6 protein-coding genes are annotated in these 12,205 nt (G+C 71.3%); 2 read left to right on the top strand and 4 right to left on the bottom strand.

Annotated features, from left to right (window positions below; translation table 11 throughout):
• Positions 1-59: 59 nt before the first annotated feature.
• From GV015_RS16390 to mvk, 4 genes are read right to left on the bottom strand one after another with little or no spacing between them, the layout of a single operon-like run.
• Positions 60-1,127, bottom strand: coding sequence for a hydroxymethylglutaryl-CoA reductase (locus GV015_RS16390; protein WP_079002857.1), 1,068 nt, complete (start codon positions 1,125-1,127; stop codon positions 60-62).
• A complete protein-coding gene (locus tag GV015_RS16395; protein WP_071262515.1) occupies positions 1,124-2,341 on the bottom strand; it encodes a phosphomevalonate kinase in 1,218 nt (405 codons plus the stop codon). The genes GV015_RS16390 and GV015_RS16395 overlap by 4 nt, the downstream gene beginning before the upstream one ends.
• On the bottom strand, positions 2,338-3,396 hold the full coding sequence (mvaD, locus tag GV015_RS16400; protein WP_236555508.1) for a diphosphomevalonate decarboxylase: 1,059 nt from the start codon (positions 3,394-3,396) through the stop codon (positions 2,338-2,340). The genes GV015_RS16395 and mvaD overlap by 4 nt, the downstream gene beginning before the upstream one ends.
• A complete protein-coding gene (gene mvk, locus GV015_RS16405; RefSeq protein ID WP_079707312.1) occupies positions 3,393-4,331 on the bottom strand; it encodes a mevalonate kinase in 939 nt (312 codons plus the stop codon). Before mvk ends, mvaD begins: the two co-directional genes overlap by 4 nt.
• Before the next feature lie 390 nt (positions 4,332-4,721).
• Here mvk and GV015_RS16410 point away from each other — a divergent pair, with 390 nt between their 5' ends.
• Both GV015_RS16410 and GV015_RS16415 read left to right on the top strand, forming a co-directional pair.
• On the top strand, positions 4,722-10,304 hold the full coding sequence (locus GV015_RS16410) for a glutamate synthase-related protein (protein ID WP_236555510.1): 5,583 nt from the start codon (positions 4,722-4,724) through the stop codon (positions 10,302-10,304).
• Between the two features lie 23 nt (positions 10,305-10,327).
• Positions 10,328-12,163, top strand: a complete 1,836-nt coding sequence (locus GV015_RS16415) for a sulfite reductase subunit alpha (protein WP_079707414.1) — start codon at positions 10,328-10,330, stop codon at positions 12,161-12,163.
• The last annotated feature ends 42 nt before the right edge of the window (positions 12,164-12,205 follow it).

Here is a 12,205-nt window from a genome sequence, read left to right on the forward strand (position 1 = left end):
GTGCGGGGTGCTCCGTTCGAGCGTCGACGATGCACCGGTCCCCCGGTGCGGTGGGAGGGTCAGGCGGGCGCGCCGGCTGCGGTCTGCGCGCTGCGTTCGAGCTTCAGGTGGGCGGCCATGAGCTCACCGGGGTTGGTCTGCGCGGCGAGGAGTGACAGTTCGCCACACCAGACGGCGGCAGCGCACAGGACGGCGAGTCGCCGGGCGTTGGCGCCGGGTTCACGGTCCTCGCGGCACCCGAGGCGGGTGAGGTTCTCCTCGACGAAGCCGAGCCCCTTGCCGTTGCCGACCGTGCCGACGATGAGGTTCGGCAGGGTGCAGGAGAAGTAGAGGTCGCCGTCGTGCACCTCGGCGTGTGTGACGCCCTGCGAGCCCTCGACGATGTTCGCCGCGTCCTGGCCGGTCGCCAGGTAGAACGCGAGCAGCATGTTGGCGTAGTGGGCGTTCGCGCTGCGCAGGCCGCCGGCGAGGATCGTCCCGACGAGGTTCTTGCGCACGTTCAGCTGCACGATCTGCTCGGGCGTCGTGTGCAGGAACCGCTCGACGATCGCCCGCGGGATCGTCATCTCGGTGACGACGTTCTTGCCGCGACCCAGGATGCCGTTGACCGCGGTCGCCTTCTTGTCGGAGCAGAAGTTGCCGGAGATCGAGCCGTAGCGGAGCATCGGCCAACGCTCCATGATGTACGGCATGAGACGGTCCGCCGCGAGCGTGACCATGTTGTGGCCGGACGCGTCACCGGTGCGGAACTCGAGGCGCAGGAAGAGCAGGTTGCCGGCGATCTGCGAGTTGATCTCGATGAGTTCGGCGAAGTGACTCGACTGGGCGACGACGGCCTGCAGCTCGGGCAGGCTGCGCTCGATCTCGCGGAGTGCCTGCAGGGCGTCGCCGGCGGAGTCGACCTCGAAGAGGACGGAGCGGCTCATCCGCTCGTCGACGAGCGTCGCGCGGATGCCGCCGGGGACCATGGAGGAGATGCGGGCGCCCCGACGGACCGACGGCCAGAGCGGGCTCTCGTAGGTGGCGAGCGGGACCTCCTGCTCGCCCTCCATGACGTTGCCGCTCAGGTGGAGCGGACCGATCCACTTGAGTGGGACCGGTGCGACGCCGTCGGGTTCGTTGCTCATGCGTGGGGTTCCGTTCCGCCCCGGAGGACGTCGTGCTGCTCGGCGAAGGCACGAGCGTAGGTGGATCTGATGGATTCGACCGCGTCGTCGTCGGTACGGCTGATCTCCGACGGCCCCCACGGGCTGTGGGCGGCGTCGATGAGGCCGGTCGGCGGGTGCACCGTGAGCGGGAGCCGCTCGATGCCGTGGGCCGACCAGTCGTCCTCGAGGGCGGCGGTGGAGACGGACTGGCCGATGAACGCGATCCCGCAGTCGCCACCACCGGCACCGGAGGACTTGGCCGCCCCGCCGAGGCGCTCGGCGGCGTCGCAGAGTTGCGCGAGCGCGGCGGTCTCGATGTCGACACCGGCGTCGCGGCCGAGACCGGCGAGCGTCGCGCGCGCGGAGCGGACGGCACCGAGCACGAGGGCCGGGTCCTCGTCGTTCAAGCCGATCGTGAGAGCGTCGACGGCGGCGCGACTGGCCGCGAGGAACGAGGTGTAGTGGGCGGTCTCCGCCCATTTGCGGGACTGCAGTTCGTCGACGAGACGCGTGGTCGAGGCGGGCTCGCCGGTCCATCCGACGAGGAGCCGGAGCGAGGTCGGCGGCGACAGTCGCTCGAGCCCCAGCTCGGCCCAGGGGTCGCGGAGGGCGGCGAGCACCCCTTCTCGGTGGCGCACCTCCCGCAGCCGGGCCCGATCGGGCGAGGTGTAGCGGAGCCAGCCGCCGAACATGCTCGCCGCGAGGTCGCCCCCGGAGGCTGCCGGCGCGACGTCGATGGTGGCGAGGATCGCGAGCTTGAGCATCTGCGTGCGGGTGAGGTCGAGCTGGTAGAACTCGTCGAGGGCGCGGATGGTGGCGGTCGTCACGGCCGCGCTCGAGCCGAGGCCGAACTTCCGGCCGCTCGCGTCGTCGAGCTCGCTCGTGATGGACAGCGCGGAGAACCGCTGCGCGACGCCGAGCTCGGCGACGAGGGTCTCCATCGTGCTCACGGCGGAGAGGACGTGGTCGAGCGGGCGTTCCTCGTGCTCGACGACGACCCCGTTGCGGTTGCGACGCCAGATGATGGGCGCTCGGCCGTACTGGTCGGAGAAGATGCGGCCCTCGTGCTCGCTCGCCTCGAGTCGGACGGTGACGCACCGGTCGACCGCGACGAGGATGGAGGGGTGCCCTGGTTCGACGACGGCGTACTCGCCGGCCACGAAGAGCTTGCCGGGCGCCTTGATCTCGATCATCGCGCTCCTTCCGTTGTCTGCTCGCCCGCCGATCCGCCGGGCTCCGAGGTGATGAGCCTCGCGCCCCGTCCGGCTCTGGCGGGGATGACGCCGATGTCGGGCTGCGCCTCGAGGATCCGAGTCGCGAGCTCGTCGACCGCGTCGGCTCGACACAGGATCTTCACGTTCGGGCCGGCGTCCATCGTCGCATAGCATTCGAGGCCGTCGCCTCTGAGGTTTGCGACGAGATCGAGCAGTTCCACGCTCGCCGGTCCCCAGTACCGGACCGGCGGCTCGGCGCCGAGCATCGTGGCGTGCATCCGCATCGCGTTCCGCTCGGCGATCGTGCCCACCGCGGTGAAGTCGGCGCGGGAGATCGCCGCGAGCATCTCCTCGAGTTCGACGGGGGTGCGTTCGACCCAGGCGGGGTAGTACGGGGAGGTGTCGACCGTGCGCCGCATGCCGTCGCGACTGGAGACCGACTTGGCCCGGGCGTCGAGGACGGTGAGGACCATGCCGAGCTCGAGCCCGGAGGCCGGCACCCCCTCGGCGAAGGAACTCTCGTCGTCATGACCGGCATGCCAAACCGCGAGCCCGTCGAAGATCGAGCGGGAGGCCGAGCCCGAGCCGCGGCGCGCGAGCCGGGAGAGGGCGCGGCGGTCGAGGTCGAGTCCGAACGCGGTCGATGCGGCGAGCGCCAGCGCAGCGAAGCCCGAGGCCGAGGAGGCGAGGCCGGCGCCCGTGGGGATCTCGTTGTGCGAGTCGACGGTGACGCGCTCGTCCCGGCCGGCGAGCGCGCGCACGAGGTCGATGAAGCGCGTGACGCGGGAGCGGGCGGTGCCCTCGAGGGGTCGTCCACCGAGGAGCACGACGTCGTCGTGTGCGTCCGTCAGTCGCACCGTCGTCGTCGTGGGCGCTGCGTCGAGGGTCAGTGAGAGGCTTCCGGTCCACGGGAGGATGAGCGCCTCGTCCCGTTTGCCCCAGTACTTGACGAGGGCGATGTTGGGGTTGGCGAGCGCGGTCGCACTGCCCTCCTCCGAGGCGGTCGTCGCGAGCTGTTGCGGGGTCAGGGTCACGCGTAGTCCTCCGCGTCGATCGTCCAGGTGCCGAGTGCTCCGGCCTCGAGGAGGGCTTGCGAGATGCGTCGGGCTGACGCGGGGTCTGCGGCGAGGGTGATGATGCATCCGCCCTGCCCGCCGCCCGTCAGCTTCGCGCCGAGGGCGCCGTTCCCCGCGGCGACCGCGATGAGCGCGGTGATGGCCGGGTGGCCGGCGCCGAGTTCGTCGAGGACGACCTGCGCCGCGTCCATGCGGGTCCCGAGGTCGTCGCGGCGGTCCGCGGCGAGGTCGGCGACGCCCGCCACGGTCCCGCGTTCGAGCTCGGCCAGGAGCGCGCGACCACGCTCGGGGTGCAGCTCGACGAAGGCGCGGACGTCGGCGACCGCCTTCCGGGTCGACCCGCGCGCACCGGTGTCGGCCACGACGAAGCTGCCGCCGAAGCGGATCGGCGGATGCTCGACGCGGCCGGCGGTGAAGAGGATGGGTGTCGAGGCGCTCGTGGCCCGGGCGTCGAGACCGCTGGGCGTCCCGTGGGCGACGCGTTCGCCGCGCTGCACGAGCTCGAACCGGTCGGCGTCGTCGAGCGCCACGCCGTGCAGGTCGGCGACGGCGTCGACGATCGCGTTGGCGGCCGCGGCACTCGAACCGAGGCCTCGGCCGATCGGCAGGGTCCCGCGGACGACGACCTCGACACCGGCCGGTGCCGCACCGACGTGCGCGAGGGTCTCGAGGACGGTGGTCCCGAGCGGATCGGAGGCGTCGAGCGGGCCGAGCGAGATCTCGGTGTCGAGCACCGAGGCTCCGTCGATGCGTCGGGCGGTCGCCTCGACCCGGAGCGACGGGATGGGCAGGGCGACGGCTGGAGACCCGTACACGACGGCATGCTCGCCCAGCAGGATCGCCTTGGCGTGCGCGAAGCCGCGACCGGTCGCAGCCGTGTGCTCTGTCGTCATTTCACCATTCTGGTCCGAAAAACATGCAGCTGGCTGCACATCGGTCGTCCGGTCGCGATCCGATCCGCCACGGGGCCGGCTCGTGAGCCGTCCCGCAGCGCATCCGGGCGCTGCACGATGGGCCGTCGACGGGAGCTGCCGGAGCGCTCACGGCGTGTCCCATGCGTACCGGAAACACCCAGCCTACGCCGAACGGCCCGGTTCGGCTCGTTACGGTTGAGTGGGCGGGACGGCCCGGTTAGTATCGGAACACCTCCATTCATGCAGACGACGGCCGCCGCACCCAGCGCCCGCGTCGACACGGACCCTCCCTCCAGCGACGTAGATCCGGTCCCGTCATCTCACCGTCTCCGGGCCGTCCAGCGCCCGCATTCCGAGGGGTACCCCGTCGTGATCTCGTCTTCCGTTCCACCGCGCCCGCGCACCGCCGCACCGTCGCCCCTGCCAGACCTCGTCGATCGCCAGACCGACAAGAGCGACTGCGGCGTCGGTTTCATCACCCGGAAGGACGGCGTGCAGAGCCACGACGTCATCGCACTCGGCGACACCGCCCTGTGCGCCATCCCCCACCGCGGCGGCATGTCCTCCGAGGGTGTCGGCGACGGAGCGGGCGTGCAGATCGACCTCTCGGTCGACTTCTTCAGCTCCCTCGTCGGCAAGCCGCTCGTCGCCGGGCGGTTCGGCGTCGCGAACGTCTTCCTCCCGGTCGACCACGGTCGGATCGGTGACGCCGAGGCGCTCATCGAACGCTCGCTCGGCGAGGCCGGCTTCACCGTGCTGCTCGCCCGTGCCGTGCCGACGGTCGACGCCGTCCTGCGCCCGAAGGCCGTGCAGTACCAACTGCCGATCCGGCAGTGGATCTTCGAGCCCTCGGACGACGCCTCCACGGAGGACCTCGACCAGCGCGCACACGCGGCCCTGCTCGCGATCGAGGCGACGGCCTACACGGACCTCACCCTCGACGGCCTCTACCCGCTGTCGCTCAGCACGCGCACCCAGGTTCTCAAGGGACGCCTCAACTCCGGCGAGGTCATCCCCTACTTCGCCGACCTGGCCGACCCCCTGCACCGGGTCAGGACCCTCGCCTTCCACACCCGGTTCTCGACGAACACCGCTCCCCACCCGTCGATGGCGCAGCCCTTCCGCCTCATGGCGCACAACGGCGAGCTCAACACCGACCGGAAGAACCGTCTGTCCGAGACGGCGCTGGCTGCATCGCGAGGCCGGAAGATCATCCGGGCCAGGGGCCAGTCGGACAGCTCGCGCCTCGACCAGACGCTGCACAGCCGCGTGGTCGAGGACGGACTCGAACTGCTCGAGGCGGTCGTGTCCGTCATGCCCCCGGCCTGGGAGAACGATCGCACCCTGAGCCGCGAGGTGCGCGCGATGCTCGAGTACTTCTCGCTCGTCGAGGAGAAGAACGACGGCCCGGCCGCGCTCATCTTCAACGACGGCACGACCGTCGGCGCCCGGCTCGACCGGCTCGGCCTGCGCCCGCTGCGCAGCGTCGAGACGGCCGACTACCTCTGCGTCACCTCCGAGGCCGGGCAGCTGCCGTTCCCGGACGACGAGGTGGTCCACCGCGGTCGCATCGAGGCCGGCGGCATGCTCGCCTACGACCACCGCACGGGCACGCGCCTCCGCACGGGCGAGGCGCTCGAGCTCCTCGCGGCGCGCAAGGACTACCCGGCGATGCTCGCCGCATCGGCCACCGACCTCGATGCGCTCGAGGACCGGGGCGTCCCGGTGTCGGCACCGACGGCCTCGGCGGACGACGCGTTCGCCTACCGCGGTGGGCTGAGCCAGGTGCAGCGCTACGTCGCGTACTCCCTCAACCAGGAGAGCTTCCGGTTCATGACGGACCCGATGCTCGCCTCGGGCAAGGAGCGGATCTCGGCGATGGGCTACGGCAACGCCATCAACGCCCTGTCCGACCAGGAGGGCGGCCTGGCGAAGTACTTCTCCCAGCGCTTCGCCCAGGTGACCAACCCGCCGCTCGACAGCATCCGTGAGGCGGACGGCATGACCCTCCGGGTCGCGCTCGGCCCGAAGCCCGGCAGCGGCACGGTCGGCACGAAGCAACTCGTCCTCCGATCCCCCATCATCAGCGAGGACGAACTGCGGCGCCTCAGCGCTCAGCACGAGTCGCCGGCCGCGTGGTTCGACATCCTCTACCGGCCCGAGGTAGACGCGCAGGCGAACGCCGACGCGCTCGAGGCCGCCGTCGAGCGTGTGGCCGCGGCGGTCGCCGGGTTCGCCGCAGAGAACGGCGGCATCGCGATCCTCAGTGACCGCGGCGTCCACGCGGAGGGTGCCGCCCTGCCGCTCATCCTCGTCGTGGCGGCCGTCAACCAGCGACTCATCGACGACGGCCTCCGGCTCCGCGTGTCGCTCGTGGTCGACAGCGGCCAGCTGCCGTCCTCGCACCACGTCGCCTCCGCCCTCGGCTTCGGTGCGTCGGCCGTCCACCCGCTCGCTGTCCGCCTCCGCGCCGAGCAGCAGCACCCCGACGAGGTGGAAGCAGCGTTCCGCCGGTTCGCCTACGCCGCCGAGAAGTCGCTCCTGAAGACCATGGGCCGGGTCGGCCTCTGCACCGTCGAGAGCTACATCGGCGGCGAGTTCTTCGAGCCGAACTACCTCGACACGAGCGACCCCGTGCTCGCGCGCGCCTTCCCGCACCTCCGCGCCCCCGTCGGCGGCGTCGGCTTCGCCGGGATCGCCCGGACGGCGAGCGCCTGGCACCAGCGCGCCCTGACGACGTCGAGCGACGCGGACGTCCCGCTCCTCGGCCTGTTCAAGGAACGCGCCGAGGGCGCCGGCCACTCCTACGGGACGACCGCGGTCCGCGGCTTCGTCGACCTCACCGAGGAGCCCGTGCAGCTGCCGCGAGCGGACACCACGGCCGTCGACCGCGAGGGCGGCACGCTCGGCGACGACCCGCTGCGCCTCCACACCATCGGGAACCTGGAGGACGCGTTCGGGATCGACGACGACGCCTACCAGCACACCTCCTTCGACGCCCTCGACGACGACGAGATCGACGCCTTCACCATCACGCCCGGCTACCGCTCCTTCGTCCAGTCGATGACGACCGAGCGCCGCCGTCGCCCGGCGGCCCTCCGCGACGTGCTCGTGCTGCCGGAGGACATCACCCGACTGACCACCCCGGAGGAGTTCGCGCGCGAGCTCGACCGGCTCGGCCCCGTCGGCAACTCCTCGATCGTCGTCCGCGGCCTGCGTGCGACGCGGACCGAGCAGGGGCGGCACCGGCTGCAGCTCACGGGACCGCTCGCGGGCGACCTCACACGGGTCTCGGCGCTCGGCGAGTACTACGTCCACCGTTTCGGCGGCGAGGTGACGGGGCACTGGATCTCCGGTGGCGACCTCATCGTGGAGGCGACGGGGTCCGCCGACGACTACTTCTCGATGCTCGTCGAGGGTGCCGAGAGCATCTCGACCGACCTCGTCCAGCCGGCGAGCGAGATCACCCGATCCCTCGCGTCCGGGGCGATGAGCCACGGCGCCCTCGTGGCGACCGCGCACGAGGCGGTCGCGCACGGCACCAACATGGTCGGCGGGATGTCGAACAGTGGCGAGGGCGGCGAACACCTGTCCCGCTACGGCACCATCCGCGGCTCGCGCATCAAGCAGTTCGCCTCCGGGCGCTTCGGTGTCTGGGCCGGTTACCTCGCCGACCCGATGCTGCAGGAGCTCGAGATCAAGATCGGCCAGGGTGCCAAGCCCGGCGAGGGCGGTCAGCTCCCGGCTCCCAAGGTGACGGTGGACATCGCCGCTGCCCGGGGTGGCACGCCCGGCATCGAGCTCGTCTCGCCGCCGCCGCACCACGACACCTACTCGATCGAGGACCTCGCGCAGCTCATCCACGACTGCAAGGCGGCACGGGTCCGCGTCGTCGTCAAGCTCGTCTCCTCCGAGGGCATCGGCACGATCGCCGTCGGCGTCGCCAAGGCCGGCGCCGACGTCATCAACGTGGCCGGCAACACCGGTGGGACCGGCGCAGCCGCCGTGACAAGCCTCAAGTACGCCGGACGCAGCGCCGAGATCGGCATCGCCGAGGTCCACCAGGCCCTCAGCGCGAACGGTCTGCGATCGAAGGTCACCCTGCGCTGCTCCGGCGCGCACCAGACCGGTCGCGACGTCGTCATCTCCGCCCTGCTCGGCGGCGACAGCTTCGAGTTCGGGACCACTGCGCTCATGATGCTCAAGTGCGTCATGGCGAAGAACTGCAACGTGAAGTGCCCGGCTGGTCTCACGACCAACCCGGAGACCTTCGACGGCGACCCGCGCGCGCTGGCGCAGTACCTCCTGAACATCGCGCACGACGTCCGCGAGCGGCTCGCCATCCTCGGCCTCCGCTCGCTTCGCGAAGCCCGCGGTCGCACCGACCTCCTCCACCTCGTCGACCACCCGGCGGCCGTCGCGGACCTCGACCTGCGTGCCATGCTCGCGGTCGTCCCCGAGGTCGTCGTCACCGACCCGGTGTACCTGGAGAAGGACTTCACGCTCGACGACGCCCTCATCGAGCGGGTACGGGCAGGACTCTTCGACGACGGCCGGACGACGCTCGACCTGGGCGCCGAGGACGCCGACGGCGGGATCCGACTCGGCAACCGCTGGCGTTCCGTGGGCGGGCAGCTCGCGATCGACCTCGAGCGCATCCTCAACCACGAGCTCGACGACGACCAGGCGGCGGCGATCCCCTCCGTCGTCACCGACGACCGCGGCCACCGTTCGCTCGCCGCCGACACCGTGACAATCCGCACCGAGCACTCCGCGGGGCAGTCGTACGCGGCGTTCTGCGTCGACGGCCTGCACTGGCGACACACCGGCACCTGCAACGACGGCGTCGGGAAGAGCGCATCCGGCGGCACCATCGCGATCCTCTCCCCCGGCGGCGGCAGCTCGGAGGACGGCGGCAACGTCCTCATCGGCAACTTCGCGCTCTTCGGGGCGACCGGTGGCCGCACCTTCGTCCAGGGCGAGGCCGGCGACCGCTTCGCCGTCCGCAACTCGGGCGCCACGGCGGTCGTCGAGGGCGTCGGCGACTACGCCTGCGAGTACATGACCAACGGCGCCGTGTTGAACCTCGGCGGCTTCGGGATCGGCTTCGGCAACGGGATGAGCGGTGGCTTCGTCTACCAGTACGACCCGCGGGGCGAACTGCCGAGCAAGGTCAGCGCGGACTCCCTCCTCCTCGGATCGATCACCGAGGGCGAGCAGGCGGCGTTCCACGAGGCCGCCGTGCTCCTGCTGCTGGAGTGGCACGTCGAGGCGACCGGCTCGCCGCTCGCTTCCCGGTTGCTCGCCGAGTGGGACACGGCCAGGCACCAGTTCGTGTTCGGCATGCCGCGCGCGCTGCTGCTCTACCAGGACAGCGACGCGATCCTCGCGGCCAAGAGCCGGAAGGAACTCCTCGACGAGCTCGGCGCGGCCCTCGCGGCACAGCAGCTGCGCACTTTCAAGCTCGACTACCGCGACCGCCGGCCGGTCCGCGGCGGTCGCGCCCCCGGACTCGGCGAGCCCGCGGCCGACCCGCAGGACGTCTACGCGCTCCTCACGAGTTACACGGTGCTGAAGCTCGCCCAGGAGGTCGCGATGTCCCGCACGCCCGGCGTCGACGACCCGTCGCACCCGCTCGTGCAGGCGAGTGTCCGCACGCTCATCCTCACCGAGGACTTCTTCGTCATGCAGCGGGTGCAGCGGGCGGCTCGAGAGCTGCTCGAACGGTACGACGACGAGGCGCTGGCCGCCATGATCGCCGCGAAGCGCCTCCACGATTACACGGAAGCCCTGCGCCTGCGGAACGTGCTGTCGATCGACCACCCGGGCACCACGGGGTGGATCATGCACCAGCACGCCAAGAACCGGACCCGATCCGCAGCGACCGGTGGCACCGAAGCACTCCTTGCATCGGCCGCTCTGGCCGAACTGACCCTGGCGGGTTCCCGATGAACGCGCCCGAACTGGAGGGGACGATGACCTCGACCCAGGCCCCGGCGGCCACCAGCACACCGAGCCCGGTGCTCTTCGAGGCGCTCGCCGCGCTCGGCAGCAGCGCAGACGACCCGTTCATCCCGGCTGACGCGCCCTTCAGCCCCGAGCAGCGGGTCTGGCTCGCCGGATTCCTGGCGGGGGTCCGCTCCAGCGCGATCGATGTCACCGACGCCGGTGGCCGGACACCGCAGCTCGCCCTGCACGTGCTCGTCGGGACGCAGACGGGCACTGCGGAGGCCATCGCGGAGGATCTCGGCCGAGCCGCCTCCGGCTACGGTGTGGCGGTGACGACGATCGGACTCGACGACGTCGAGGTGGACCGGCTCCCGGCGATGGGACACGTCGTCGTCATCACCTCCACCTACGGCGAAGGGGAGATGCCCGACAACGCCGAACTGTTCTGGGAGACGCTCCAGGCGAGCACCGCACCACGCCTCGACGGCCTGAAGTTCTCCGTGCTCGCGCTCGGCGACTCCGGATACGACGGGTTCTGCCAGGCGGGCAAGCTCATCGACACGCGTCTGGAGCAGCTCGGCGCGGAACGCATCCTCGCCCGCGTGGACTGCGACGTCGACTACGAGGAGCCCGCCGCGGCGTGGACCACGCAGGCCCTGTCGCTCTTCGGCGCCCTCGCCCCGACGGACGCCGATGCCGCATCCGCTCCCGCGCCGGCCGCCAAACCGGCGAAGAAGCCCGGCCGCACGCGTTCACCGTGGACCCGCAAGACGCCGTACGGCGCGACCCTCGCCGTCAACCGCGTCCTCTCCGGGCCGGCCTCGTCGAAGGAGATCCGGCACTACGAGTTCGACCTTGGCGACAGCGGCATCGAGTACGCGGCGGGCGACGCCCTCGGCGTCATGCCGAGCAACGACCCGGCGCTCGTCGATGCCATCATCGCCGAACTGGATGCGACCGCGGACGAGTCGGTCGACGGCTCGACCCTGGCGGACCGGCTCACCCACGGGTTCGAGATCCGGACCCCTTCGAAGGACCTCGTGGCCGAGCTCGCGGACCGCGCGCCCGACTCGGAGCTCGCCGGCATCCTGGCGCTCGCCCAGGCGGAGACGCTCGACTCCTGGTTGCGCGAACGGGACATCCTGGACCTCCTGCGCTCCACGTCCGTGCGGTTCGACGCCGAGTCGCTCCTCGACGTCCTGCGTCCCCTCCAGCACCGCGCCTACTCGATCTCGTCCAGCCCGCTGGCTGCCGACGGGCGGGTGCACCTCACCGTGGCGAGCGTCCGCTACGCCGTCGGTGACCGGGCCCACGGGGGCGTCGCGTCGACGCACCTCGCCGACCGGGTCGCCGAGGGCGGGACGAGCGGGATCTTCGTCTCGGCCAACGCCGGCTTCCGGGTGCCGTCGGACGACGATGCGCCGCTCATCATGGTCGGCCCGGGAACCGGGATCGCGCCGTTCCGCTCGTTCCTGCAAGAGCGCCGCGAGCGCGGGGCCACCGGTCGGAACTGGCTGTTCTTCGGCGACCAGCACCGGGCGCACGACTTCATCTACGAGGACGAACTGGGCGAGCTGCTCACCGGAGGGGTGCTCGACCGCCTCGACCTCGCGTTCTCCCGGGACCAGCGAGAGAAGGTGTACGTCCAGACCCGGATGCGCGAGAACGGCAAGGAGCTCTACGCCTGGCTGGAGGAGGGCGGCCACTTCGCCGTCTGCGGTGACGCCTCCCGGATGGCGAAGGACGTCGACCAGGCGCTGCACGAGCTCATCGCCGAACACGGCGGGCGTTCGACGGAGGCCGCGGCCGAGTACGTGCACACGCTCAAGCGCGAGAAGCGCTACATCCGCGACGTGTACTGAGGCGCTCCTCGACCGGTCCCGGAGCCTGTCGAAGGGCGCGCC

This window comes from Plantibacter sp. T3, assembly GCF_902506515.1.
In the GTDB taxonomy this organism is placed as follows: Bacteria; Actinomycetota; Actinomycetes; order Actinomycetales; family Microbacteriaceae; genus Plantibacter; species Plantibacter auratus.

Excerpts from the sequence above, each read along its gene's own strand:
- mvk (WP_079707312.1), bottom strand. The coding sequence starts at position 4,331 with ATGACGACAGAGCACACGGCTGCGACCGGTCGCGGCTTCGCGCACGCC.
- GV015_RS16415 (WP_079707414.1), top strand. The coding sequence starts at position 10,328 with ATGACCTCGACCCAGGCCCCGGCGGCCACCAGCACACCGAGCCCGGTG.
- GV015_RS16395 (WP_071262515.1), bottom strand. The coding sequence starts at position 2,341 with ATGATCGAGATCAAGGCGCCCGGCAAGCTCTTCGTGGCCGGCGAGTAC.
- GV015_RS16390 (WP_079002857.1), bottom strand. The coding sequence starts at position 1,127 with ATGAGCAACGAACCCGACGGCGTCGCACCGGTCCCACTCAAGTGGATC.